The sequence below is a fragment of the Acerihabitans sp. genome, from assembly GCF_036398755.1.
In the GTDB taxonomy this organism is placed as follows: Bacteria; Pseudomonadota; Gammaproteobacteria; order Enterobacterales; family Enterobacteriaceae; genus Acerihabitans.
In genome coordinates this window covers 1-24,783 of the sequence record NZ_DASWOM010000069.1, presented here as the reverse complement: position 1 = coordinate 24,783, position 24,783 = coordinate 1, and the positions used below count along the sequence as shown (strand labels likewise).

Below are 24,783 nucleotides of genomic sequence, written 5' to 3'. Positions count from 1 at the left end.
CTGTTACTATCCTATAGGCTGTATATCGGGTTCGTACGTTCTGATATCATTAGGCCGTTTTTAGCTCACATACGCATGCTGCTACGGAACATAACATTATGGTCATAAAGGCGCAGAGTCCTGCCGGTTTTGCGGAGGAGTATCTGATTGAGAGTATTTGGAACAATCATTTCCCGCCAGGTTCAATCCTGCCCGCGGAGCGCGAGCTGTCCGATGTGATAGGCGTCACCCGCACCACCCTGCGGGAAGTCTTGCAGCGACTGGCCCGCGACGGCTGGTTGACTATTCAGCACGGCAAGCCCACCCGGGTGAACAACGTATGGGAAACCTCCGGGCTGAACATTCTGGAGACCCTGGCCCGCCTCGACCATGACAGCGTGCCGCAGCTGATTGATAATTTATTGTCGGTGCGTACCAGTATCGCCTCAATTTTTATCCGCATGGCGGTGCGCTTTTATCCGGACAAGGCGCAAAACGTGCTGGCCCAGGCCAAAGATCTGGAAGACCAGGCGGATGCGTTTACCGAGATGGACTATCGGATCTTCCATGAGCTGGCCTATGCGTCGGGCAATCCCATTTACGGCCTGATCTTCAACGGGCTGAAGGGCCTATACCTGCGGGTGGGGCGCTATTATTTCTCCAATCCCCAGGCGCGCGAGCTGGCGCGCAATTTTTACATGCATCTGGCGGCGCTGTGCCGTGACGGCCTGTACGATCAGGTGATCGACCTGGTGCGTCATTACGGCAAAGAAAGCGGCATGATATGGGACAGCATGCAGTCCACCATTCCGCGCGATATCGCCGAACTCCGGCGCTGAACGCACCGGCGGGTAGCGAAGGTCGGTGATAATACGGCGCCCGGCAGCCAGGCGCCGTCCCGTATCACAGTGGAATAGAACGCGGCGGACAGCGCTCAATCAGCTCGACATTCCCGTCATCGTTCACCTGCTCCATATACACGTCAAAATTCCACAGCCGGTGAATATGCTTCATCACCTCGCGCCGGCTTTTGGCCAACGGCGCTCGATTTTGCGGGGTGTAACGCAACGTCAGCGAACGGTCGCCGCGCAGATCAACATTCCAAATCTGGATATCCGGCTCCAGGTTGCTCAGGTTATATTGCGACGACAGCTCCTGGCGTATTGCCCTATACCCTTCCTCATTGTGAATGGCGGCGATTTCCAGGTAATTATTGTGATCGTCATCCAGTACGGTAAACAAGCGGAAGTCGCGCATGATCTTGGGCGACAGGAACTGGCTGATAAAACTCTCGTCCTTGAAATTATGCATGGCGAAATGCAGGGTCTCCAGCCAGTCGCTGCCGGCGATATCCGGGAACCAATGCTTGTCTTCCTCGGTTGGCGACTGGCAGATGCGCTTGATATCCTGGAACATGGCAAAGCCTAACGCATAGGGATTGATGCCGCTGTAATAAGGACTGTTATAGGGCGGCTGGTAGACCACGTTGGTATGGCTGTGCAGAAACTCCAGCATAAACCGATCGGTCACCTTTTTTTCATCGTACAGATGGTTAAGAATGGTGTAATGCCAGAAGGTGGCCCAACCCTCGTTCATCACCTGGGTTTGTTTCTGCGGATAAAAATATTGGCTCACCTTACGCACGATGCGCAGGATCTCGCGTTGCCACGGCTCGAGCAGCGGGGCGTTTTTTTCCATAAAGTACAGCAGGTTTTCCTGCGGCTCATGGGGATAACGGCTGGCCTGGGCCGGCAGCTCTTCTTTTTCGCGCCGGGGCAGGGTGCGCCACAGTTCGTTGACCTGGCTTTGCAAATATTCCTCACGGCTCTTTTGCCGTGATTTTTCTTCCTGCAGCGAAATTTTCTGCGGACGTTTATAGCGATCGACGCCGTGGTTCATCAGCGCATGGCAGGAATCGAGCAGTTGTTCCACCTGCTCGACGCCGTAACGTTCTTCGCATTTGGTAATATAGTTGCGCGCGAAGATCAGGTAATCAACGATGGAGCTGGCATCTGTCCAGCTGCGGAATAAATAGTTATTCTTAAAAAAGGAATTATGGCCGTAACACGCATGCGCCATCACCAACGCCTGCATGGTCATGGTGTTTTCTTCCATCAGATAGGCGATACAGGGGTTGGAGTTAATGACAATTTCATACGCCAACCCTTGCTGGCCCTGTTTGTAACGCTGTTCGGTCTCGATAAATTTTTTCCCGAACGACCAGTGGGTGTAATTAATCGGCATGCCGACGCTGGAGTAGGCGTCCATCATTTGCTCGGAGGTAATCACTTCTATCTGGTGGGGATAGGTTTCCAGCCGATAAAGCTTCGCCACCCGGTCAATCTCATCCAGATAATCCTGCAGCAGTTCAAATGTCCAGTCGGGTCCATCGCTAAGACAAGTGGTATCCTTAAAACTTTCGTCAAGAGAAATCGTCATCAGCGCACCTCATTGTTACAGACAGCACTTCATCATGCTGGCTTATAATTAATCCTAGTGCAAGATGAAAATGACGCGCTTACCGCGCCAAATTTAATCCGCGCGCGATAATCCCGGGTTAATAGCGTATTGCCCTTGAAATAACCCCACGGCTGAGTATTTTAGGGTGGGATACATCCCCTCTTTCCGGCTGGCCGACCCCGTAAGTTTTGGCGGGCCAACCGCTTTTTCGCCACGACATCGAGTTGCGCAATGAGCGCCTTAGGATTGGATAAACATGCGGGTCATTATTCTGGGTAGTGGCGTCATCGGCGTGGCAAGCGCGTGGTATCTTGCCCGCGCGGGACACAGCGTGGTGGTGCTTGATCGCCAGCCCGGCCCGGCGCAGGAAACCAGCGCCGGCAACGCCGGACAAATCTCTCCCGGCTATGCCGCGCCCTGGGCCGCGCCGGGAATACCGTTAAAAGCCATAAAATGGATGTTCCAGCGCCATGCGCCGCTGGCAATCCGGCTGAAAGCCAGCGATCACCAGCTGCGCTGGATGTGGCAAATGCTGCGCAACTGCGACAGTCACCATTATTATATCAATAAAAGCCGCATGGTGCGTCTGGCGGAGTATAGCCGCGATTGCCTTAAGGCGCTGCGCGACGAGACCGGCATCGCCTACGAAGGCCGCCAGGGGGGCACGCTGCAGCTGTTTCGCACCGCGCAGCAATATGACGGCGCCGTCAAAGATATCGCCGTGTTACGCGATGAAGGCGTGCCTTTTGAACTGCTGGAATCCCATCAGCTGGCCGGCGTCGAACCGGCCCTGGCGGGCGTGGCGCATAAGCTCAGCGGCGGGCTGCGGCTGCCGAATGATGAAACCGGCGATTGCCAGCTGTTTACCCAACGTCTGGCCGCCATGGCCGCCGGGCAAGGGGTTGAATTTCAGTACAATTGCAACGTCACCGGGCTGATGCGCGCCGGCAATCGGATTGCCGGGGTGGCGTGCGATGGCGAGCTGCTGCAGGCCGACGCCTATGTGATGGCGCTGGGTTCGTACTCTACCGCCCTGCTGCGGGATCTGATCGATATCCCGGTCTACCCGCTCAAAGGCTATTCCCTGACCCTTCCCCTGGCGGACGAACAGGGCGCGCCGGTGTCCACGGTGCTGGATGAAACCTACAAAATCGCCGTGACCCGTTTCGATCGACGCATCCGGGTCGGCGGCATGGCGGAAATCGTCGGTTTCAACACCGGGCTGGAAAAAGCCCGGCGCGACACGCTGGAAATGGTGGTGCGCGATCTGTTTCCGCGCGGCGGGCATATCGAACAGGCCACGTTCTGGACCGGTCTGCGGCCGATGACGCCGGACGGTACGCCCATCGTCGGCGCTACGCCTGTGAAAAACCTGTATCTCAACACCGGACACGGCACCCTCGGCTGGACCATGGCCTGCGGATCGGGGCGGCTGCTGGCGGATATCATCAGCGGCGCGCGGCCGGAAATTCCGTATGATGATTTATCGGTCGCCCGCTATGACCGCAACTTCAGGGCGGGCGTGGAACCGAAAATGGCCTGATGGTCAGGCGGCGGGGCAAACCGCCGCCGGTGCTACCGCCGCAGCGAGGTCAGCGTGGCCGACATGCGCCGGGTGTGCAGGCGGGCGCTGCCGGCAAATATCGCGCCCAATAACATGACCAGCGCCAACGCCAGGCGGGGCGGCAGCGGCAGGGCGATAAACGCCAGGCTGACGGCGGCGGCCCCCGCCATCTGGACAAAACCGTTCAGCGCCGCCGCCACGCCCGCCTGATTGGGATACGGTTCCAGCGCGTAGCTGGCGGCGGGCCCCATCAGGAAGGCCAGCCCGGAACAGGCCACCGCCACCGGCAGCATATAGCTTAGCCAATGGGTTTGCCACGCAGGCGGCGTCCAGGCGACGCTGGTCAGCAGCGTTAAACCGCCCAGCGCCATCAGCAGGGCGCCGATGGTCAGGCAGGCCGGGCGGCCCGCTTTGCGAATCACCCGATTGGCGATGACGCTGACCAGCATGATCCAGAACCCATTGGCGCCGAAAGCCAGGGAAAACTGCAGCGGCGTCAACCCGGCCACGCCCATCAGCACCTGGGATGAAAGCGACACATAGGTCAGCGCCATCGCCATGGCGCCGGTATTAACCAGGGAAAATACCTGAAAGCGCCGTTGCCGGAGAATGGCCAAATAGGCGTTCACCGGCAGGCCCAGGCGGCGCAGGGTATTGCCGGGGCGGGTTTCCGGCAGGCCCCAGGCGATGAGCGCCAGTACCACCATGGCATAAGCGGTCAGCGCCCAGAACGGCGCGCGCCAGCCGAACCACTGCGCCAGCAGCCCGCCGGCCAGCGGGGCCAGCGCCGGCACGATATTCAGCGTGCCGTTCAGGAAGCTGAAGGCGCGGGCGGCGTCGTCGCCATTGAGCCGGTCGCGCACGCAGCTGAACAAGGCGACGGTGGTGCAGCATACCGCCAGGCCCTGGATGACCCGGGAGCCGAGAAACACGGCGGGTTGCTGGGCCAGCGCCGCCATGGCGGCGCCGATGGCGTACAGCGCCACGCCCGCCAGCGCCATCGGCCGGCGACCGAAATAATCCACCAATGGGCCGGTAAGCAACTGGCCGACGCCCATCACCAGGATAAACAGCGGAATAGTGGATTGGATCAGGGACTGCGGCGCGCCCAACCCCCGGGCGATCACCGGGATAACCGGCAGGTAGAGGTCGATGCCCAGCGGGCCCAGCAGCACTAATAACAGCAACAACAGCAGAAATTTTCGCATCAATAACCAAATATAAAGAACATGCTTAAGAATAGGGGCAGGCCGCGGGCAAGGAAAGAGGAAAAATGGTCATGCCGCCTGATATATGATAATTTTTGTCATATTGTTTCTGATGTGTTACCTGGCCCCATGGATACTGAATATAAGAGTTTTGCCAAATTATTGCATCTCACCTCGCGGGCGTTGCGCATGGCGATTGACCGGCGCTTGAAATACCTGGGCCTCAGCCAGGCCAGCTGGGTGGCGGTGGCGGCGATAGCCGGCGCGCAGGCGCCGCTGTCGCAAAGCGAACTGGCGCAGATACTCGGCGTCGAGGGCGCCACCATCGTCTCCATGGTGGATCGCCTGGTGAAGCTGGATCTGATCCAGCGCATTGCCACCGCCCGGGATCGGCGCAAAAAATTACTGGTGGTCACCGACGCGGGCAAGGCATTATACGAAAAAGTGCGCATGGAGGCCGATGCCATCGGCAAGGAGATACTGGAGAACGTGGCCGAGCAGGATATGCAGGTGGCCATGCAGGTACTGGCCAAAATCCACGCCGCCACCGAATCACTGGCCTGACGCGCCCGCCGGTCGCCCCCACGGAAAATCACGCCGGTGGGCGGTCCGGCCGTGCGTCCCGCGCCGATGCCCTTTTCCCGCTGTCGCCAAAGGGGGCGTCACACCTGCTCTTCGGCAATTTTAATCCCGATTTTACTCACCTGCTGATTGTCTTTTTCAGCGATGGTCCAGATTAATCCTTCCGAAACGACATTATCGCCCACCACCGGTTCGCCGCCGCCCAATAACTGCATCACAAAAGCGCCCAGCGTCAGCTCATGTTCCACTTTCTCATGCAGGTCCAGGCCATAAATGGCCGCCACGTCTTCGAGCCTGGCATTGGCCTCGAGAATAAAATCGCCGAAAAAACGCTGGTCCAGCGCCACCGGCGGCGATTGGCTGAACAATCGGCCAAGCGACGGCAAATCCCGTTCCCGGCCGATAACGCACAGCACATCGCCTTCCTTCAATCGGGTATTGCCGGTGGGGTGCAACATCACGTTATCGCGAAACAACGCGGCGATGCGGGTGTGCTTGGGCATCTTCATATCGCGCAGCGCCGCGCCGACACACCAGTTATCTTCATTCAGCTGATAGATAAACTGCTCCCAGGGATTTTCCGGATGGATATCCATGCCCACCCGGCTGATAGGCTTGGCGGTGGGCGGCACCACCACCTTCGCCAGCCTGGCGGCAAAACCCAGCGAGGTCCCCTGCAGCAGCAGTGAAATCAGCACGATAAAAAACGCGACGTTAAAATACAGGCGGGCATGGTCCAGGCCGGCCATCATCGGGAATACCGCCAGGATGATGGGCACCGCGCCGCGCAGCCCCACCCAGGAAAGGAAGACCCGCTCCCGGGCGGTGAAGTTGCGAAAGGGCATCAGCCCGACCCAGATGGACAACGGTCGCGCGACCAGCATCAGCCACAGCGACAGGATCAGCGCCGGCACGGCAATCATCCACAGATCGCTTGGCGTCACCAATAAACCCAACACCAGAAACATGCCGATCTGGCTTAGCCACGCCATGCCGTCAAAGGTTTGCAATATGCCGTGGCGGTTGCGGATTGGCCGGTTGCCCAATAAAAAACCGCATAAATACACCGCCAGGATGCCGCTGCCTTCAAGGGCGGTGGTCAGGGCGAAAATCATGATGCCGCCGCTCACCGCCAGCAAAGGGTACAGCCCGGGAGCCAGCGAAATCCGGTTAATGGTCTGTTGCAGCAGCCAGCCGCCGCCAAGGCCGAACAATACGCCCAGGCCGAACTGCTGGATCAGATGCACCACGAACAGCCAGCTTAAGTGAGATTCGTGGCCCTGGATCATGGAGATAAGCGTAATGGTCAGAAACACCGCCATGGGGTCGTTACTGCCGGACTCGATTTCAAGCGTGGCGTTAACGCGCTCGTTCAGGCCTTTGTCGCCCAGCAGCGAGAATACCGCGGCCGCGTCGGTGGAGCCGACGATGGCGCCGAGCAGCAGCCCTTCAATCAGGTTGAGATTAAACAGCCAGGCCGCCACCATGCCGGTCAGCCCGGCGGTAATCAGCACCCCCACCGTCGCCAACGACAGCGCGGGCCACAGCGCGACGCGAAACGAGGCGGCGCGGGTACGCATGCCGCCGTCGAGCAATATCACCGCCAGCGCCAGGTTGCTGATAAGGTAGGCGACGGGATAATTATCAAAACCGATGCCGCCGAGGCCGTCCACCCCGGCCAACATGCCGATGGCCAGGAAAATCACCAGGATCGGAATACCCAAACGAGAAGATAAGGAACTCAGCAGGATGCTGCCGCCCACTAAAATGGAGCCAATTATAAACAAACTCATGATGGTGCTGCTGTCCAACCTAACTCTCCTTTTTATCGTATTTGCCGGCTTCCGCTCATCCCGAACGGAAATAATGGGCTTACGTTTCCTGGCGATATTGCCGGGAGGTGATGCGAGCCGCTATTCTATTAATGCACTGGAGGGGCTTTCAAACTACCTCCTTTTACGTCAACAACAAAGCCGTTTTTTGCCAAAGGGCGGTTTTTAACCCTTTCACGGCCAAAACGCGGGAGAACGGGTAAAAATAGCAGCAAGGAGCAATCTTTCCAGTCAGCGCGGGCATCATTTCGGGCGGTGGCCGCCGCCGGTAAGACGCGGCGGGTGGGTGCGCCGGTTTTACGGCGCATGCCTGAATTTATCTTTCATGTTACTATAAAATACCGCTAATAATGAGTTATTGAATTAAAATCCAATGAAATTTAACGGCCAATATTACGACAGCCTCATCGTAAAGGAATGGCGGGATTTGATTGCCGTCACCAGCGACGCAGCTCATAGTCTTCTGATTTCATTGGAAAACGAAGATATCGATTTATTAGTGGATGATTTTTACGACTATATGCTGGCGGACGACGACGCGCGCCTGTTCTTGTCAAGCCAGCAGGTCAAAGACCGCTTGCACGGCACGCTGGCTCAATGGCTGCGGGCGGTATTAGGCAGTTCCCTCGCCGATTTACCGGCGTTGATCGCAGTACAGCGCAAGGTTGGCGATGTCCATGCCCGCATCGGTATTCCCATCGATCTGGTGGCGCGCGGCGCCCGGCGGGCCAAAAGATCCCTTTATATCCGTTTACGGCGCGATATTACCGATTTGACCTTATGTTACGACGCCATGCGCTTTTCGTCCCTGGCCATGGACATCGCCATCGAGGTCATGACCACGTCTTATTCCCGTTCCCATGAAAACACCACCAAGGATAAGGAAAACTACCGGTTATTTTCCATCCTGGACAATGTGCATGTCGAACGTGAACGCCAGCTTGCCGCCTTGCTGAACTGGGAAAACCGCTTTATCTACAACGTCGCCACCGGTCTTCCCCCGACGGAAATCGCGCCGCTGGCCGAAGCGGAATTCGGGCTGTGGTTTCAGCACAAAGGGCGGCACGTATTTGAATCCGTCGAGGAAGTCGCCGCCATTGAAGGGCTATTGGCCACCGCCGGTACGTTTATTGCCTCGTATAGCCCCGAGCAGGTGGCGGTAGCGGAACAGCGCCACCTGCTGCTGCGCACCGTGCGTGGCCAGGTGCAGCAAATCAGCACGCTGCTGTCGTCGCTGTTCGACGAGCTGGCCAAATTTGAAAATGGCAAAGACCCCCTGACCAATTTGTTGAACCGGCGCTTTATTCCCACCATTCTGCGGCGTGAAATTGCCCTGGCAATGCGTTCCGGCACGCAGTTTGTCATTGCCATGCTGGATATTGATCATTTTAAATCGATTAACGACAGCTTTGGCCACGATGCCGGGGATGACGCATTGAAAAGTATTGCCGTCACGCTCTATGACAGCGTGCGCAGCAGCGATTATGTCTTTCGTTATGGCGGTGAGGAATTCATGCTGCTGTTTGTGGAAACCTCCGGCAGCCAGGCGGTTTCCATCATGAACCACATACGCAAGCGCATCGCCGAGCGGCCGGTTACGCTTGCTGACCGCGGCAAGATCGCGCTGACCTTGAGCGTCGGCCTGTGCGTATTCGACGGTCATCCGGATTACGAACGTTTAATCAATAAGGCCGACAAGGCATTATATCTGGCTAAACAAAATGGGCGCGATCGCATTGAAACCTACCGTGAAGGGCTTTCCTGAGACGGCATGGGCGCAACGTCGGCGCAAGGGAAGGGCGTGGGGATACCAGGTAATGGACGCACGGGTGATGAAGCCTAAATCAGCCAGAAAATAATCGCAGTCTGGCTGATTTATTTACCTATGCTGTTATCTTTCATTAACCTGTTTATGGAACAACTCCCTGAATACCGGATAAATATCTTCCTGATCGCGGATATGCTGCATGGCAAAATTGTCATATTTGGCCTGCAGGTCCTCATATTCACGCCACAGGGTTTGATGCGCCCGGCGCGTGATCTCGATATAACTGTAATAGCGCACCATCGGCAACAGCCGGTTGGCCAGCAGCTCGTGGCACAGCGGCGAATCATCCGCCCAGTTATCCCCATCGGAGGCCTGCGCGGCGTAGATATTCCACTGTGCCGGGTCGTAACGTTCCTTCACCACCTCTTCCATCAGCTTTAACGCGCTGGACACGATGGTACCGCCGGTTTCCTGGGAGTAGAAAAACTCATGTTCGTCCACTTCCTTGGCCTGGGTATGGTGGCGGATATAGACCACATCAACGTTTTTATAGGTCCGGCTGAGAAACAGATACAGCAGGATATAAAAGCGTTTCGCCATATCCTTGGTGGCCTGATCCATCGACCCCGACACATCCATCAGGCAAAACATGACCGCCTGGCTTGACGGTTCGGCGCGCCGTTCGAAATTCTTGTACCGTAAATCAAAGGTATCGATAAACGGCACCCGGGCAATTTTCTGCCGCAGTTCCGCTATCTCCTTGTGGATCCGCTCCTCTTCAAGTAATTGGACGGGTTCACTGTTGGCCAGCAGCGCCAGTTCTTCCTCCAGCTCCCGGATGCTGCGGCGTTTGCCGGCGGTCATGGCGGTGCGCCGCACCAATGAGTTTTGCAGCGAACGCACCACGCTGATATTGGCCGGCACGCCGGTGGACGTATAGCCGGAGCGGTGCGTTTTATACTCGTTGAGCTGCTTATGCTGGTTTTTTTGCAGATTGGGCAGCGCCAAATCCTCGAACAGCAAATCGAGGTATTCATCTTTCGAGATCTGGAAGACGAACTCATCCTCGCCTTCGCCATCCTGGCTGGCGTTGCCCTGGCCGCTGCCGCCGCCTCCGCCCGAGGGCGGACGCTCAATGCGGTCGTTTTGAATAAAATGATCGTTGCCGGGATGCACCCGATGGCGCATGCCCCCACGTCCCTGATGGAAAATAGGCTCATTAATATCGGTATTGGGAATCGACACCGATTCCCCGCTTTCTATATCGGTAACCGAACGCTTGTTAATGGCCCCGGCAATCGACTGTTTGATTTGCGACTTATAGCGGCGTAAAAAGCGCTGGCGGTTCACCATGCTTTTGTTCTTGCCGTTAAGCCGTCGGTCAATAAAGTAGGCCATATATTTCCTCCGGGCGACAATGTCCGCGCGTTTTACTTATGACGAAACCTTCGACGATAAGTCACGACAGCTTGCCACGCCGCGGCAAAAAAGCGGCGGCGTGACGACATTGTCGGCTACTGCGATCAAGACGATTTCCTAACCCGCAAATACCATTCACATAACAGGCGTACCTGCTTGCGGGTGTAGCCTTTCTCCATCATGCGATCCACGAAGTCGTCATGTTTTTTCTGCTCATCAGTGGATGTTTTCGCATTAAATGAAATAACAGGCAACAACTCTTCGGTGTTGGAGAACATTTTTTTCTCGATAACCGTGCGCAGCTTTTCGTAACTGGTCCAATTTGGATTGCGTCCGTTATTGTTGGCACGGGCGCGCAGCACAAAGTTGACGATTTCGTTACGGAAATCCTTGGGGTTACTGATACCCGCCGGTTTTTCAATTTTTTCCAATTCCGCGTTCAGCGCTTCCCGATCGAATAACTGGCCGGTGTCCGGATCGCGGTATTCCTGATCCTGGATCCAGAAATCGGCATAGGACACATAGCGATCAAATATATTTTGACCATATTCAGAATAGGATTCGAGATAGGCGGTTTGTATCTCCTTGCCGATAAACTCGGCATATTTGGGAATCAAATAACCCTTGAGATGTTCAAGATATTTTTCGGCAATATCCTGCGGGAACTGTTCACGTTCAATTTGTTGTTCCAGAATATAAAATAAGTGCACTGGATTAGCGGCAACTTCGCCGTGGTCAAAGTTAAATACCCGCGAGAGGATCTTAAAGGCGAAACGGGTGGATAAGCCGTTCATGCCTTCGTCAACGCCCGCGTAATCACGGTATTCCTGATAGGATTTGGCCTTCGGGTCGGTATCTTTCAGGCTCTCGCCGTCATAAATGCGCATTTTGGAGTAGATGCTGGAGTTTTCCGGTTCTTTCAGCCGGGAAAGGATGGAGAAACGCGCCAGTGTTTCCAACGTGCCGGGAGCGCAAGGGGATTCCGACAGTTCACTGTTGACCAGCAGCTTATGGTAGATCTTCATTTCCTGCGAAACGCGCAGGCAATAAGGCACCTTGACGATATAGACACGGTCGAGGAACGCCTCGTTGTTTTTATTGTTGCGGAACTGCACCCATTCCGATTCGTTGGAGTGGGCGAGGATAATGCCGTTGAACGGCAGCGCGGCAATACCTTCGGTACCGTTATAATTCCCTTCCTGGGTGGCGGTCAGCAGGGGGTGCAGCACCTTGATCGGCGCCTTGAACATTTCCACGAACTCCATGATGCCCTGGTTGGCGCGGCACAAGGCGCCGGAGTAGCCATAGGCGTCCGGATCGTTCTGGGCGTGATCCTCCAGTTTGCGGATATCCACTTTACCGACCAGGGCGGAGATATCCTGGTTGTTCTCATCGCCCGGCTCGGTCTTGGCTATGGCTATCTGTTCAAGGATGGACGGCCATACCTTGACCACTTTGAAGCGGGTGATATCGCCGCCGAACTCATGCAGCCGCTTGGCCGCCCAGGGCGACATGATGGTGCCGAGATAACGCCGCGGCACGCTGTATTCCTTTTCAAGGATATTGGCGTCTTCCTGCGGGTTAAACAGGCACAACGGGTGATCGTTAACCGGACTGCGCTCGCCGTTGGCGCTCAGGATATAGATGGGCACCCGCTGCATCAGCGCCTTCAGGCGCTCGGCGAGGGAGGATTTACCACCGCCGACCGGTCCGAGCAGATACAGGATCTGTTTCTTTTCTTCCAATCCCTGGGCCGCGTGCCTGAGGTACGACACGATTTGTTCGATAGCCTCTTCCATGCCGTAAAATTCTTCAAAGGCGGGGTAGCGTGCTATAACGCGGTTGGAAAACAGCCGGGAAAGCGGAGGCTCCTGCGCGGTGTCGACCATGACTGGCTCACCGATGGCCATCAGTAATCTTTCCGCCGCGTTGGCGAACGCGCTGCGATCCTGGCGACAGATAGTGAGGAATTCCTGCAGTGTGAACTCTTCGTCCTTGGCAGCTTCGTAGCGCTGACGATACTGGTCAAATATGTTCATAGCGATGCCCGTCCTTCGTTATTAGCACAGGTTAAAAAGGAGCTAGGATAAGTATTTAGTGGCTCCTGAAAAAAATCGATCTCTCCTAAGTGCAGCAACCACTATGCCAACTTTGTTTGCACTTTATCGTTACCGCGCTAAGGGAAAACCTTTCTCTATAATAAAGTTTAGTTGGCATCTGGCAATTGTCATTTAAGTGTTACCGCTTTTTTTAAGTTATATCAATGACTCAGTTAACGTTTTTTTACTAAAGCCCTGCGTGGCGCGGCCTGTAGGGCTGTAGACCGATGTTGGCATAGTCTATATAAAATTCGGATATAATTTAGACGTTAATTGTTCTTTTCTGTAAATAATCGGCAAAACACCGTAGTTTCCTTTACACTTCACGTTTATATTGCGCTATGTTCGTTTTTTAACACTACGGGAAGCATCCATTGTGAAAACTCACTCATTAACTTTATTGAGTCTCGCGGTAGCCTCGGGCCTCTGCGCCCCGGCGGCATCGGCCGGCACATGGTCTCTGGGCGCGTCGGCGTTACACGCCACCAGCCCTTACAAAGGCGCCGACGACATCACCATCCCATTTCCCATCATTAACTATGACGGGGACAGTGTCTACCTGCAAGGCCTTAGCGCGGGTTATTATCTGTGGAAAGACGCGCAAAACCAACTGTCGCTGACGGCCGAATATTCTCCCTTCGGTTTCAAGCCCAGCGACAACGACTATGGCTATATGAAGCAGTTGGATAAGCGGCGCGGCACCGCCATGGCGGGACTGCGTTATAAGTATATGGCGCAATGGGGCATAGTTCGCGCATCCTATTTGGGCGATATCCTTGATAACAGCAATGGTTTTACCGCCGATCTTGCCTACCTTTATCCCTTTACGTTCGACCAATTGACGCTGTTGCCGGGCATCGGCGCTAATTGGGCCAGCGAAAATCAGAACGATTATTATTATGGCGTCAATCGGCATGAATCCAGGCGCAGCGGGCTGGCGGAGTACCAGGCCGATGACGGCTGGTCGCCGTATCTGGAGCTGACCGCCGTCTACGCGCTGAACCAAAGCTGGAATGCCTCGTTGATGGCGCGCTATACCCGGCTCAGCGACGAAGTGAAAGACAGTCCGATGGTGAACGCCAATTCGACGATGCTAATCGGGGTAGGGATGACCTATCGCTTCTAAACGGTGCGTACCCTGCTCCATTTAGGTTCATTTAGGCGCGGGCGCACCACTATGGTGCGCCCGCGTTGCTTTATACAACAGGAGGAACTATGGCCAGTAAACAGGTGATTTTTCCCGACGGGCATACCCTGCCCGCAATAGGTCAGGGCACCTGGTATATGGGCGAACGGTCCAGCGATATCGCCGCCGAAACACGCGCCTTGCAGTACGGACTCGACCTTGGCCTGAGCTTGATCGACACCGCGGAAATGTACGCCGACGGCGGGGCGGAGAGCGTGGTGGGCCGGGCGATAAAGGGCCGGCGCGACCAGGTGTTCCTGGTATCGAAGGTCTATCCGCAAAATGCCGGCGGCGCCAAGGCGCTGACCGCCTGCGAAAACAGCCTGCGGCGGTTGCAAACCGATTATCTTGATCTTTATTTATTGCACTGGCGTGGCGGTATTGCGCTGTCCGATACCATTGCCGCCATGGAGAAACTGCGCCAGGCGGGCAAAATCAAACGTTGGGGGGTGTCGAACCTGGACGTGGCGGATATGGAGGAGTTATGGTCGCTGCCGGGCGGGGACGCCTGCATGACCGATCAGGTGCTGTATCATCTGGCCTCGCGTGGGATTGAGTACGATTTGCTGCCGTGGTGCCTGGAGCGGGGGATGCCGGTCATGGCGTATTGTCCGCTGGCGCAGGCGGGGAAACTGCGCAGCGGGCTGATGGATAACCCGGCGGTGCAGCGTATTGCCGGCGAGTTGTCGCTGACCCCCGCCCAGGTATTGCTGGCGTGGGCGATCTCCCGTACGGGGGTGGTGGCTATCCCCAAAGCGGGCACCGAGGCTCATGTGAAGGAAAACGCCCTGGCGCTTGAGGTTGAGCTGAGCGCGGCGCAGTTGCACGAACTCGATCGGGCGTTTCCCGCGCCCCGGCGCAAAACCCACCTGGATATCGTCTGATGGCGGGGGCGCGCCGGCGGCGTGGCTTGAGTTTGATAACCGCCCCCGGCGCGCCAGGGGATGGCTATTCTCAGGCTTTACGTACGCTGATGACCGTCGACAGGCGCGCGGGAGCGGCCTGGCTGGCTTCCAGCGGTTTATTGACGCGCGCGGTTTCCACGCAAACATAGGTTTTATAACCTTCATCCGCGATGTCGCTTATTTTTTTGGCTAATTCCGCGCCGGGATTCCAGGCCACCACATCACTGTAGTTATGATGATGGACTTCGATGACGCGTTTATGCCCGCGGTCGTTTATCAGGCTCACATCCTGCGCGTGGGTATATACCCGATCCACTTCGCCGCTGAAGGTCACATCGCCCTGCTGCTGCGCGCTAACGCCGCCGTTGACCTTGTCGATATAGGTGTCGCCCAGTCCAGCGACGCTGACATCGCTGATATCCTTGATATTAAAATAACTGTGCAGCGCGGTGGTGTTCTGGAAATCGCCTTTGGCTTCCAGTTCGATGCGACAGGTTTGGCCGAGGACAAATTTCGCGGTCAGGGTAAAGGGTTTCGGCCAGTATTGTTCGGTAACGGCACTGTCGTGCAGGCTCAGTGACAGGGTAACATTTTGTTCGTCCTCCTGGTGAACATCAAGCCGCCATGGCAGGATACGCGCAAAACCATGGTTGGGACTGGCCACCTTGCCGAACCAGGGCCAGCAGATGGGGACGCCGCCGCGGATGGCCACGCCATCTTTGAAATCACTGACTTCGCTTAACCACAGCACCGGCTGTTCGCCGGCCGGCTGCCAGGCAATCAAATGGGCGCCCTGCAGGGTCACCGCCGCCTTGACGCGCGGATGATCGATAACAATAACCGGCAGTTCATCCAGCTGACGCAAGCTAATGGAGGACGAGAGCTGCTCTTTGACGGGTAACGCAAAAACAGAGTTATGCATACATGTGCCTTGTTAAGATAAGCATTGGAATCAAATAAAAAGGGCGACATCGCTGTCGCCCCATAAGCCATACTTTATCGACAATGATTATTTGGCGATATGGGAAATCAGATCCAGTACTTTATTGGAATAACCCGTTTCGTTATCGTACCAGGCTACCAGTTTTACAAAATTCTTGTTCAGCGCGATGCCGGCTTTGGCATCAAATACGGAAGTCAGCTTTTCGCCGTTGAAATCGGTGGAAACCACGTCTTCATCGGTGTAGCCCATAACGCCTTTCAGTTCGCCTTCGGACGCGGCCTTCATCGCTGCGCAGATTTCTTCATACGTTGCGCTTTTTTCAATGCGCGCGGTCAAATCGACGACAGAAACGTTCGGGGTCGGAACGCGGAAGGACATGCCGGTCAGTTTACCGTTCAGCTCGGGAATAACCTTACCCACGGCCTTGGCGGCGCCGGTAGAGGACGGAATGATGTTCTGGGACGCGCCGCGGCCGCCGCGCCAGTCTTTGTGGGACGGGCCGTCAACGGTTTTCTGGGTGGCGGTGGTCGCGTGAACCGTGGTCATCAGCGCTTCAACGATGCCGAATTTGTCGTTCAGGACTTTGGCCAGCGGCGCCAGGCAGTTGGTGGTACAAGACGCGTTGGACACGATATCCTGGCCGTCATAGGATTTATGGTTCACGCCCATAACGAACATCGGGGTATTGTCCTTGGAAGGACCGGTAAGGACCACTTTCTTCGCGCCGGCGGTGATGTGCTTGCGGGCGGTTTCGTCGGTCAGGAAGATACCGGTAGCTTCAGCTACCACGTCAACACCAACGTCACCCCATTTCAGGTTGGCCGGATCTCTTTCCGCGGTGACACGGATGGTTTTGCCGTTGACGACCAGATGGCCGTCTTTCACTTCCACGGTACCGTTGAAGCGGCCGTGGGTTGAATCATACTTAAGCATGTAAGCCATGTAATCGGCGTCCAGCAGGTCATTGATGGCGACGATTTCAACATCGTCACGTTCCTGCGCGGCACGGAAAACAATACGGCCGATACGGCCAAACCCGTTGATACCTACTTTGATAGTCATATATTCCACCAGCTAATTATTAGTGAATAAAAGGTTGCTTGTAAACTTACAAAAACCTCGCGCAGCGTCAAGCGGAATCGTGTCAATTGTTGCTACAAATCAAACCAGATCGCACCATTTGAACGTAAATTGTCCGTTCCGCCACCGCACAGCTACGAATAAGATGGGGGCCAAGGCCCGACATTTAAACGGCACCCGGCAACGAAGTGTGATGTATGTCACACTTACTGCTCACGTCGTTTCTTGCCACCTAGTTTATGCTAAAAATCATCCCAGCGTTGTTAATTATTTGTTATAATAAGCCGGTTTAAATCATCTTTTACTCTCCTAACGCCTGGGAATCGCACTTATGGCTAAAAATGATCCCGACCATATCGCCCTTGATAGCCTGACCGATATGCAGCGTCACGTCACGCAGGGGCGGGGCACCGAGCCGCCTTATAGCGGTAAGTTGCTGGAAAATAAGCGCACCGGCCAGTACCATTGCCTGTGCTGCAACGCGCCGCTGTTTTTTTCTGAAACCAAATATGACTCCGGCTGCGGCTGGCCGAGTTTTTATGAGCCGGTCAGCGATTCCGCCATCCGCTACCTGGACGACAACTCCCTGGGCATGCACCGCGTGGAGATCCGCTGCGGCAATTGCGATGCCCATTTGGGGCATGTTTTCCCGGACGGTCCGCAGCCCGGCGGCGCCCGGTTTTGCGTTAATTCCGCTTCGCTGCGTTTCAAGGACAAAGAAAACGGCGAGGAAATCGACGGCTGACGCCATGAAATTCCCTGGGGTGGATCGGCCGCGGAATGTGTAGGCTTTATCGATTCAGCTAATTATTCTTGAAAAGAGGAATAGAACGTGGATGTTGATGCGCTATTGGCTAACCTGACCCCCGAGATCTACCAGCGGCTGAAAACGGCGGTGGAACTGGGCAAATGGCCTGACGGCGTTCCCCTGACCGGCGAACAAAAGGATAACTGCCTGCAGATGGTGATGCTGTGGCAGGCCCGCCATAATCATCAGCCGGAGCACATGAGTATCGGCACCGACGGGCAGATCGTCATGAAAAGCAAACGCCAGTTGCTTGATGAACTGGCCGGGCAGACGGTGGCGCGCATCAAGCCCGAATAGCGCGGCGGGCAGGGTGCCTTTGCCGGCGAAGCGGGCGGACAAGCTCCGCCTCGGGTCCGCGTTTCATGCTATTCAGTCCCCGCGCATCATTTCATCCAGAGTCACCAGCCTTGCCCCGTGGCGTCGCATTTCCTCCAGCGCCTTAACGTCGTCGCCGGCGTTCAGGTTGACGCCGCGGCACCCTTCGGTCAGCACGTCGGTGCGATAGCCAAGCGACAGCGCGTCGAGCACGGTATATTTTACGCAGTAGTCGGTCGCCAGACCCATTACCGTCAGATGCGTGATATCCAGGGCGCGCAGCCAATCGTCCAGCTCGGTCTGCCGGCGATGGCCGTTGTCAAAAAACGCGCTGTAGCTGTCGATTTCGGGCTGGCGGCCCTTGAGGATCTTCTTGTCGATCCACTGCTGATGCAGTTGCGGATGCAGCCGCGCGCCCGGCGTGTCCTGAACGCAGTGCACCGGCCACCATACCTGGCTCAGTCCGTCGAGCACACCGGTGTCGCCCACGTTGGCGCCGGCGTTTACCGCAAAACTGCCGTGATGGCGCGGATGCCAGTCCAAAGATGCCGCCACCGGGAAACCCGATCGGCGGCAAAAGGCCATCGCCTGATTGGCGATGTTTATCACCGCGTCCCCATCGGCAACCGCCAACGCGCCGCCCGGGCAAAAATCATTTTGTAAATCGATCAACAGTAAGGCGCTGTTCATAGACCTCTCTCGTTTACTCTTTGACGGTCAGCTCACCGCGCAGGTTCTGCTGCATCAGTCGGCAAATGTCGGCGGCCGGCAGCGCCTGGCTTAATAAAAAGTGCAGTTTGGTCAGGGTTGCCTCGACGGTCATGTCAAAACCGCTGATAACGCCGGCCCGCGCCAGGGCGTTGCCGGTTGCGTAACCGCCCATATCGACGCGACCGGAAAAACATTGGGTCAGGTTCACCACGATGCTGCCACGATCCACGGCCTGGCGCAATTCATCCAGCAGCGCCGGGTGCTGTGGGGCGTTGCCCACGCCATAGGAGCGCAGGATCAGCGCTTTTACCGGCTGGCGCAAAAAATTGCCCACCACGTCGGCCGAAATGCCGGGATAGAGCGTGACCACCCCTATCGGCTGCGGCGTTATCGGATGGCTGATAAGAACGGTATCGTCACCGGGCGGCAGCGGCGGGGCAATGCGGCGGATATGGATGCCCGCTTCCAGCAGCGGCGGCAGGTTGGGCGAGGCAAAAGCGTCGAAACCGTCGGCATGGGCTTTGGTCGAACGGTTGCCGCGAAACATTTTATTGTTGAAAAACAGGCTGACTTCATTAACCGGATAGTTGGCCGCCAGGTACAGCGCGTTGAGCAGATTGGTCTGGCCGTCGGAGCGCAGTTGCTCCAGCGGAATTTGCGAACCGGTGACGATCACCGGCTTATTCAGATTTTCCAGCATGAATGACAGCGCGGAGGCGGTAAACGCCATGGTGTCCGTGCCGTGTAATATGACAAAACCATCGTAGAAAGGGTAATTTTCCGCCACATCTTGTGCGATGTGCTGCCAGTCGTCGGGCGTCATATCGGAGGAATCAATCAGCGGCGCGTATTCATGCACGGTAAAATCAGGCATTTCCGGGCGATAGAATTCCGGCATCAGGGCTAATTGACGCTGCAGGTGGCCGGAGACCGGAATATAACCGTTTTCGGAGCGTTGCATTCCGATGGTGCCGCCGGTATAGGCGACGTAAATGGATTTTTTTGGCATGAAGGGCAGGCGTTGACGGGATAATAAGCCAATTATACGTCTTGGAGGCAATAACACCAGCCCCGGACGGGGCTGGTGGTGGCGGAGCTACTGCACGTCACCGCAGGTGAGGCAATAGGCATAACGGTTTTGCGGGTCGTTCAGGATCGGAAACGCATTCGCCTGAGTGGAAAACAGCGAGGAGATCTGAGCCGCCGGCACCGGCAGGAATGCCTGGATCATGACCGGAAGATGGGCGTATATCGAGGCGCTGGTTTGCGATAACACCATATCAAACAGGCTCGGCTCCTCCAGATACCAATTAAGATAATAGTGTTGTAATTTTGCCAGCTCGGCCGCTTTCGCCACCGCGTCGTCAAAATCGCCCAGCTGATCGACCAGGCCGTTGGTTTTGGCGTCGCTGCCGACCCAGACATGCCCCTGGGCAATCTTGTCGATCTCCTCGGGCGTTTTATTGCGCGCTTTACCCACAAGCGTAATGAAGTTCCTGTAGCCGTTCTCGATATTGAGTTGCATCATCTGTGAAAATTCCGGCGGCAGGGCCTTGGTCATCGACAGGTCGGCCAACGGCGAGGTGGCGACGCCATCGGTATGCACGCCGATGCTGCCCAGGGAATCCTCGAAGGTGTTGATGACGCCGAAAATACCAATCGAGCCGGTCAGGGTGCTGGGACTGGCGATGATGTAGTTGGCCGGAGTGGAAATCCAGTAACCGCCGGACGCCGCCATGCCGCCCATGGAGACCACCACCGGTTTACCGGCGTCGCGGGCCGCCTCAAGCTCGGATCGAATCAACTCGGAGGCGCTGACGCTGCCGCCGGGACTGTTGACCCGCAGGATGATCGCCTTGACATCCGGATCCAGCCTGGCATCGCGGATCTGCCCGGCGGTGGTGTCGCCGCCGACCGATCCGGGCGTTTCCGGGCCGTCGATGATGGCGCCGTTGGCGAAGATCACCGCAATCTGCCCGCCTTTCTGCGGCTGTCTCGGCGTCTGGTAATCGTAGATGCTGACGGCGTTAAACGCGTTTTTCTGTTTATTCCAGCCAAAGGTCTTGGTCATTTCGGCCTCGATGGCGACGCGGGAAGCGACGGTATCGACCCATTTATTCGCCAGCGCGAACCGGGCGGTATCCCCGTCGACGTCGCGCATGCCGGCCAGCATCGCCTGGGCGCCCGGAAATAGCTGCTCGGGCGTGATCTGGCGGTTGGCGGCCACGGTATCCACGTAATGCTGCCATAACTGGCCGAGCCAGCGGCCATCGGCTTCACGGGCGGCGGGGGACATATCATCGCGCAGGAAAGGTTCGACGGCGGATTTGTAGGTGCCGACCCGGAAGATGTGGGTATTGACCTTCAGTTTATCCAGCAACGACTTGTAATAAAGGTTATTGGTGGCCAGGCCGTGAAGGTCCACCGCGCCCTGCGGGGTAAGGTAGATTTTATTGGCGAAGCTGGCCAGGTAATATTGCGCCTGGTTGTAGCTGTCGCCGGCGGCGTAGATGGGTTTGCCGCTGTCGCGGAATTCGCGCAGCGCCTTGCCGATATACTGCAGCGAGGCCTGGTCGGCGCCGGCGAAATCCTTTAAGGAGAGCACCAGGCCGGTAATATTGCCATCCGTTTTGGCCTGGCGCAGCATATCCACCACGTCGAACAGGGAGTTTTCCTGCAAACGATTGCTGGAGGCGCCCAGTAATTCACGGCCGATTTGACGTAATTTATTATTGACCGAGGGTTTTTCAACCACTACCCCGGTAAGATCAACCAGCAGCGCGCCTTTACCCGGCTCCGGCGCCGAACGGTGCATTTGCAGGTAAATGCCCGCGCAAACAACAATAATGAAAATAAGAAAAAGATTAAGGATAAATTCGCGGATGAAATTCAACAAACGCCAGCACCATCTGAACGGGCCGGAAATTATTCGCCACAATGTGCGCATGTGTTCTCCATAAAAACTACGTGTGCAGGAATCATAATCTAAAATCAACCCAGCGACGTATACCAATCAACGCCACGGTGGCTGAATGTTCGTCACAAAGCCGGTGAAAGTGTGTTGTCAGGTATCCTAAAGATCCCCCCGCTAAAAGTCAGCATTAAAGATAAGAAAAAGTCCGCTTAAAAAGCGTCATACTGTTTCCAACAAAAGGCATATGCTACCGTAACGGCTATGCCTAACATCAGGAGTAAGATAATGGATGCACTGGAACTTTTGTTAAACCGGCGCTCGGCGTCGCGGCTGGCCGAGCCGGCGCCCGCCGGCGATGTGCTGGATAATATTATCCGCGCCGGGATGCGCGCCCCCGATCACGGCGCGCTGCAACCCTGGCGTTTTGTGATAATCGAAGGGGAAGGGCGCACGCGGTTTAGCGAGCTGCTGCATCAGTCCGCACTTGAGGCCGGGCTGGACGAAAAGGGCATCGAAAAGGCCCGGCAGGCGCCGTTCCGGGCGCCGATGATCATTACCGTGCTGGCCTGGTGCGACACCCAGACCAAGGTTCCGCGATGGGAGCAGGTGGTATCGGCCGGCTGCGCGGTACAGGCCATGCAGATGGCCGCCCTGGCGCAAGGCTTCAACGGCGTCTGGCGTACCGGTCTGTGGGCGACGGCGACGGCGGTGAAACAGGCCTTCGGCTGCCGCGAGCAGGATGAGATCGTCGGTTTTCTGTATTTAGGCACCCCGCAGTTAAAAGCCGCCACCACCTTCCTGGCGCCGGATACTGAGCCGTTTGTGCGCCACTTCTAGCCGTCCCGGTCCCGGCGGGCCGGTTTGGCGCGTTGTGTCCGTCCCGCGCGCGCAGCCGACGCGGCGCGTGGCGCGGCTGACCCAACGATGGTATCCTGATGCCCAAAAATCCGGCCCTGACGGCCTGTGTGCAAAAGTAAAACCGATGGTGCGCGATGCAGCTTTTTATTGCTGAAAAACCCAGTCTGGCCCGGGCGATAGCCGACGTGCTGCCGCAGCCTCACCGCCGGGGCGACGGTTATATTGCCTGCGGACCGGACCATGTGGTGACCTGGTGTATCGGTCATCTGTTGGAGCAGGCGCAGCCCGACGCTTATGATAGCCGTTACGCCCGCTGGTCGCTGGCCGATTTACCCATCGTGCCGCAAAAATGGCGGCTTCAGCCGCGGCCATCGGTGCAAAAACAGTTAAATGTGGTGAAAAAGCTGCTGGCCGACGCAGCGGAAGTGATCCATGCCGGCGACCCGGATCGCGAAGGCCAACTGCTGGTGGACGAGGTGCTGGATTACCTGGGACTCAGCGGGGACAAGCGCCGCAACGCCAAACGCTGCCTGGTAAACGACCTCAATCCGCAGGCGGTCAGCAAAGCCATTTCCCGCCTGCGTGAAAACCGCGAATTTATTCCGCTGTGCGTTTCCGCATTGGCCCGGGCGCGCGCCGATTGGCTTTACGGCATCAATATGACCCGCGCCTATACTCTGCTCGGCCGCAACGCCGGTTACCAGGGCGTATTATCGGTGGGCCGCGTGCAGACGCCGGTGCTGGGGCTGGTGGTCAGGCGCGATGAGGACATCGAGAACTTTGTGCCGAAGACCTACTTCGAGGTCAAGGCGCATATTGTGACGCCGTCACAAGAACGTTTTGTCGCCCTTTGGGTGCCGAGCGACGCCTGCGAGAGTTATCAGGATGAGGAAGGACGGTTGCTGCATCGCGCCCTGGCCGATCATGTGGTGACCCGTATTGCCGGGCAGCCGGCGCTCGTGACCCAGTATCAGGATAAACGCGAGGCCGAGGCGCCCCCGCTGCCGTTCTCCCTGTCGACCCTGCAAATCGAGGCGGCCAGGCGCTACGGACTTAGCGCACAGCAGGTACTGGATGTTTGCCAACGCCTGTATGAGACCCATAAGTTGATTACCTATCCCCGGTCGGACTGCCGCTACCTGCCTGAGGAGCATTTTGCCGGACGTCAGGCGGTGCTGAACGCCATTCAGGCCCACCAGCCGGACCTGATGGCGCAGGCTACGCTTGATAAAGACCAGAAAAACCGCGCCTGGGATGATAAAAAAGTGGATGCGCATCACGCCATTATCCCCACCGCCCGCGGCGGCAAAACAACGCTCACCGAGAATGAGCAAAAGGTGTATGCGCTGGTGGCCCGGCAATATCTGATGCAATTTTGCGCCGATGCGATGTTCCGCCGCTGCGTAATCAACCTGGATATCGCCGGCGGCAAGTTTGTCGCCAAGGCGCGCTTCCTGGCGGAGGCCGGATGGCGCACCCTGCTGGGCGGCAAGGAGCGCGACGAGGAAAATGACGGCACGCCGCTGCCGGTGGTGGCGAAAGGAGATGAGCTGCTGTGCGAGTCGGGTGAAGTGGTGTCCCGGGAAACCCAGCCGCCCCGGCCGTTCAATGATGCGACCCTTCTGTCCGCCATGACCGGGATTGCGCGGTTCGTGCAGGATAAGGAGTTGAAAAAAATCCTGCGCGCCACCGACGGGCTGGGCACCGAGGCCACCCGGGCAGGCATTATCGAGCTGCTGTTTACCCGGGGATTTTTAGTAAAAAAAGGGCGTAACATACTCTCAAGCCCCACGGGGCGCGGCTTGATCCACGCCTTGCCGCCCAGTGCGGCCAGCCCCGATATGACCGCGCATTGGGAGGCCACGCTGACCAAGATCAGCGAAAAGCAGTGCCGTTATGAGGATTTTATGCTGCCCCTGACCGCAACCCTGCAAAGCCTTATCGAGCAGGCGCGGCGGCAGCCCGCTCCGCAGTCGCTGCGTGGCCTGCCGCCGGCGGCGGCAAAAGGCGCGGCGGGCACGGCGGGTAAAAAAACCTACCGGCGCCCGGCCAAGAACTCGCCGAAACCGCAGGCAGGCGCGGTCTGATCCTACGGTGACGCTGTCACTAAATTAACGGCTTGCTTAACGCCATCAAACGTTGCGGCCTCGGA

General features: G+C 56.9%; 21 protein-coding genes. 11 read left to right on the top strand and 10 right to left on the bottom strand.

Features of this window, described 5'->3' with window-relative positions:
* Positions 1-98 precede the first annotated feature (98 nt).
* Positions 99-818: a fatty acid metabolism transcriptional regulator FadR gene (fadR, locus tag VGC33_RS11355; protein ID WP_331120867.1), complete on the top strand. Its 720-nt coding sequence runs from the start codon at positions 99-101 to the stop codon at positions 816-818.
* Between the two features lie 64 nt (positions 819-882).
* Here the strand turns inward: fadR and VGC33_RS11350 are convergent, their stop codons facing one another.
* Complete coding sequence (locus VGC33_RS11350; RefSeq protein ID WP_331120866.1) at positions 883-2,418, bottom strand: SpoVR family protein; 1,536 nt, start codon at positions 2,416-2,418, stop codon at positions 883-885.
* A gap of 277 nt (positions 2,419-2,695) precedes the next feature.
* Between VGC33_RS11350 and VGC33_RS11345 the strand changes: the two genes are divergently transcribed.
* Positions 2,696-3,982, top strand: coding sequence for a D-amino acid dehydrogenase (locus VGC33_RS11345; RefSeq protein ID WP_331120865.1), 1,287 nt, complete (start codon positions 2,696-2,698; stop codon positions 3,980-3,982).
* Between the two features lie 32 nt (positions 3,983-4,014).
* Here VGC33_RS11345 and VGC33_RS11340 read toward each other — a convergent pair whose 3' ends face one another.
* Positions 4,015-5,211, bottom strand: a complete 1,197-nt coding sequence (locus VGC33_RS11340; protein ID WP_331120864.1) for a multidrug effflux MFS transporter — start codon at positions 5,209-5,211, stop codon at positions 4,015-4,017.
* Between the two features lie 129 nt (positions 5,212-5,340).
* Here VGC33_RS11340 and VGC33_RS11335 point away from each other — a divergent pair, with 129 nt between their 5' ends.
* Positions 5,341-5,775, top strand: coding sequence for a MarR family winged helix-turn-helix transcriptional regulator (locus tag VGC33_RS11335; RefSeq protein WP_331120863.1), 435 nt, complete (start codon positions 5,341-5,343; stop codon positions 5,773-5,775).
* Between the two features lie 98 nt (positions 5,776-5,873).
* Here the strand turns inward: VGC33_RS11335 and VGC33_RS11330 are convergent, their stop codons facing one another.
* Entirely contained in the window at positions 5,874-7,586 is a 1,713-nt protein-coding gene (locus VGC33_RS11330; RefSeq protein WP_414636922.1) for a potassium/proton antiporter, read from the bottom strand.
* On the opposite strand from VGC33_RS11330, the gene VGC33_RS11325 reads away from it, so the two are divergent.
* Both VGC33_RS11325 and VGC33_RS11320 read left to right on the top strand, forming a co-directional pair.
* Positions 7,585-7,794, top strand: a complete 210-nt coding sequence (locus tag VGC33_RS11325) for a hypothetical protein (RefSeq protein ID WP_331120861.1) — start codon at positions 7,585-7,587, stop codon at positions 7,792-7,794. The two genes, VGC33_RS11330 and VGC33_RS11325, sit on opposite strands and share 2 nt — an antisense overlap.
* A gap of 204 nt (positions 7,795-7,998) precedes the next feature.
* Complete coding sequence (locus VGC33_RS11320) at positions 7,999-9,390, top strand: diguanylate cyclase (protein ID WP_331120860.1); 1,392 nt, start codon at positions 7,999-8,001, stop codon at positions 9,388-9,390.
* 126 nt (positions 9,391-9,516) lie between these two features.
* On the opposite strand, the gene VGC33_RS11315 is transcribed toward VGC33_RS11320, so the two are convergent.
* Together VGC33_RS11315 and VGC33_RS11310 are read right to left on the bottom strand one after the other, a co-directional pair.
* Positions 9,517-10,791: a YeaH/YhbH family protein gene (locus VGC33_RS11315; protein ID WP_331120859.1), complete on the bottom strand. Its 1,275-nt coding sequence runs from the start codon at positions 10,789-10,791 to the stop codon at positions 9,517-9,519.
* Positions 10,792-10,916: 125 nt separating this feature from the next.
* Entirely contained in the window at positions 10,917-12,851 is a 1,935-nt protein-coding gene (locus VGC33_RS11310) for a PrkA family serine protein kinase (protein WP_331120858.1), read from the bottom strand.
* Between the two features lie 436 nt (positions 12,852-13,287).
* Between VGC33_RS11310 and VGC33_RS11305 the strand changes: the two genes are divergently transcribed.
* A complete protein-coding gene (locus VGC33_RS11305) occupies positions 13,288-14,037 on the top strand; it encodes a MipA/OmpV family protein (RefSeq protein ID WP_331120857.1) in 750 nt (249 codons plus the stop codon).
* 89 nt (positions 14,038-14,126) lie between these two features.
* Positions 14,127-14,981, top strand: a complete 855-nt coding sequence (locus VGC33_RS11300) for an aldo/keto reductase (protein WP_331120856.1) — start codon at positions 14,127-14,129, stop codon at positions 14,979-14,981.
* Positions 14,982-15,051: 70 nt separating this feature from the next.
* On the opposite strand, the gene VGC33_RS11295 is transcribed toward VGC33_RS11300, so the two are convergent.
* A complete protein-coding gene (locus VGC33_RS11295; protein ID WP_331120855.1) occupies positions 15,052-15,924 on the bottom strand; it encodes a D-hexose-6-phosphate mutarotase in 873 nt (290 codons plus the stop codon).
* A gap of 87 nt (positions 15,925-16,011) precedes the next feature.
* On the bottom strand, positions 16,012-17,007 hold the full coding sequence (gapA, locus tag VGC33_RS11290) for a glyceraldehyde-3-phosphate dehydrogenase (RefSeq protein ID WP_331120854.1): 996 nt from the start codon (positions 17,005-17,007) through the stop codon (positions 16,012-16,014).
* A gap of 349 nt (positions 17,008-17,356) precedes the next feature.
* Between gapA and msrB the strand changes: the two genes are divergently transcribed.
* Both msrB and VGC33_RS11280 read left to right on the top strand, forming a co-directional pair.
* Positions 17,357-17,770 carry a peptide-methionine (R)-S-oxide reductase MsrB gene (gene msrB / locus VGC33_RS11285; protein ID WP_331120853.1) on the top strand — a complete coding sequence of 138 codons (414 nt, stop codon included), beginning with the start codon at positions 17,357-17,359 and terminating at the stop codon, positions 17,768-17,770.
* An 87-nt stretch (positions 17,771-17,857) separates the two neighbouring features.
* Positions 17,858-18,130, top strand: a complete 273-nt coding sequence (locus tag VGC33_RS11280; protein WP_331120852.1) for a YeaC family protein — start codon at positions 17,858-17,860, stop codon at positions 18,128-18,130.
* A 72-nt stretch (positions 18,131-18,202) separates the two neighbouring features.
* Here VGC33_RS11280 and pncA read toward each other — a convergent pair whose 3' ends face one another.
* The 3 genes from pncA to sppA all read right to left on the bottom strand — a co-directional run bounded on the left by pncA (position 18,203) and on the right by sppA (position 21,806).
* Entirely contained in the window at positions 18,203-18,838 is a 636-nt protein-coding gene (gene pncA / locus VGC33_RS11275; RefSeq protein ID WP_331120851.1) for a bifunctional nicotinamidase/pyrazinamidase, read from the bottom strand.
* 13 nt (positions 18,839-18,851) lie between these two features.
* Positions 18,852-19,868: an asparaginase gene (ansA, locus tag VGC33_RS11270; protein WP_331120850.1), complete on the bottom strand. Its 1,017-nt coding sequence runs from the start codon at positions 19,866-19,868 to the stop codon at positions 18,852-18,854.
* A gap of 87 nt (positions 19,869-19,955) precedes the next feature.
* The gene (sppA, locus tag VGC33_RS11265) at positions 19,956-21,806 is read right to left on the bottom strand and encodes a signal peptide peptidase SppA (protein WP_331120849.1); all 1,851 of its coding nucleotides are present in this window, start codon (positions 21,804-21,806) and stop codon (positions 19,956-19,958) included.
* Between the two features lie 252 nt (positions 21,807-22,058).
* Here sppA and VGC33_RS11260 point away from each other — a divergent pair, with 252 nt between their 5' ends.
* Both VGC33_RS11260 and VGC33_RS11255 read left to right on the top strand, forming a co-directional pair.
* Complete coding sequence (locus VGC33_RS11260) at positions 22,059-22,610, top strand: NAD(P)H nitroreductase (protein WP_331120848.1); 552 nt, start codon at positions 22,059-22,061, stop codon at positions 22,608-22,610.
* Positions 22,611-22,765: 155 nt separating this feature from the next.
* Positions 22,766-24,718: a DNA topoisomerase III gene (locus tag VGC33_RS11255; protein WP_331120847.1), complete on the top strand. Its 1,953-nt coding sequence runs from the start codon at positions 22,766-22,768 to the stop codon at positions 24,716-24,718.
* Positions 24,719-24,783 lie beyond the last annotated feature (65 nt).

Excerpts from the sequence above, each read along its gene's own strand:
- fadR (WP_331120867.1), top strand. The coding sequence starts at position 99 with ATGGTCATAAAGGCGCAGAGTCCTGCCGGTTTTGCGGAGGAGTATCTG.
- VGC33_RS11350 (WP_331120866.1), bottom strand. The coding sequence starts at position 2,418 with ATGACGATTTCTCTTGACGAAAGTTTTAAGGATACCACTTGTCTTAGC.
- VGC33_RS11345 (WP_331120865.1), top strand. The coding sequence starts at position 2,696 with ATGCGGGTCATTATTCTGGGTAGTGGCGTCATCGGCGTGGCAAGCGCG.
- VGC33_RS11340 (WP_331120864.1), bottom strand. The coding sequence starts at position 5,211 with ATGCGAAAATTTCTGCTGTTGTTGCTGTTATTAGTGCTGCTGGGCCCG.
- VGC33_RS11335 (WP_331120863.1), top strand. The coding sequence starts at position 5,341 with ATGGATACTGAATATAAGAGTTTTGCCAAATTATTGCATCTCACCTCG.
- VGC33_RS11325 (WP_331120861.1), top strand. The coding sequence starts at position 7,585 with ATGATGGTGCTGCTGTCCAACCTAACTCTCCTTTTTATCGTATTTGCC.
- VGC33_RS11330 (WP_414636922.1), bottom strand. The coding sequence starts at position 7,586 with ATGAGTTTGTTTATAATTGGCTCCATTTTAGTGGGCGGCAGCATCCTG.
- VGC33_RS11320 (WP_331120860.1), top strand. The coding sequence starts at position 7,999 with ATGAAATTTAACGGCCAATATTACGACAGCCTCATCGTAAAGGAATGG.
- VGC33_RS11315 (WP_331120859.1), bottom strand. The coding sequence starts at position 10,791 with ATGGCCTACTTTATTGACCGACGGCTTAACGGCAAGAACAAAAGCATG.
- VGC33_RS11310 (WP_331120858.1), bottom strand. The coding sequence starts at position 12,851 with ATGAACATATTTGACCAGTATCGTCAGCGCTACGAAGCTGCCAAGGAC.
- VGC33_RS11300 (WP_331120856.1), top strand. The coding sequence starts at position 14,127 with ATGGCCAGTAAACAGGTGATTTTTCCCGACGGGCATACCCTGCCCGCA.
- VGC33_RS11295 (WP_331120855.1), bottom strand. The coding sequence starts at position 15,924 with ATGCATAACTCTGTTTTTGCGTTACCCGTCAAAGAGCAGCTCTCGTCC.
- gapA (WP_331120854.1), bottom strand. The coding sequence starts at position 17,007 with ATGACTATCAAAGTAGGTATCAACGGGTTTGGCCGTATCGGCCGTATT.
- msrB (WP_331120853.1), top strand. The coding sequence starts at position 17,357 with ATGGCTAAAAATGATCCCGACCATATCGCCCTTGATAGCCTGACCGAT.
- pncA (WP_331120851.1), bottom strand. The coding sequence starts at position 18,838 with ATGAACAGCGCCTTACTGTTGATCGATTTACAAAATGATTTTTGCCCG.
- ansA (WP_331120850.1), bottom strand. The coding sequence starts at position 19,868 with ATGCCAAAAAAATCCATTTACGTCGCCTATACCGGCGGCACCATCGGA.
- sppA (WP_331120849.1), bottom strand. The coding sequence starts at position 21,806 with ATGCGCACATTGTGGCGAATAATTTCCGGCCCGTTCAGATGGTGCTGG.
- VGC33_RS11260 (WP_331120848.1), top strand. The coding sequence starts at position 22,059 with ATGGATGCACTGGAACTTTTGTTAAACCGGCGCTCGGCGTCGCGGCTG.
- VGC33_RS11255 (WP_331120847.1), top strand. The coding sequence starts at position 22,766 with ATGCAGCTTTTTATTGCTGAAAAACCCAGTCTGGCCCGGGCGATAGCC.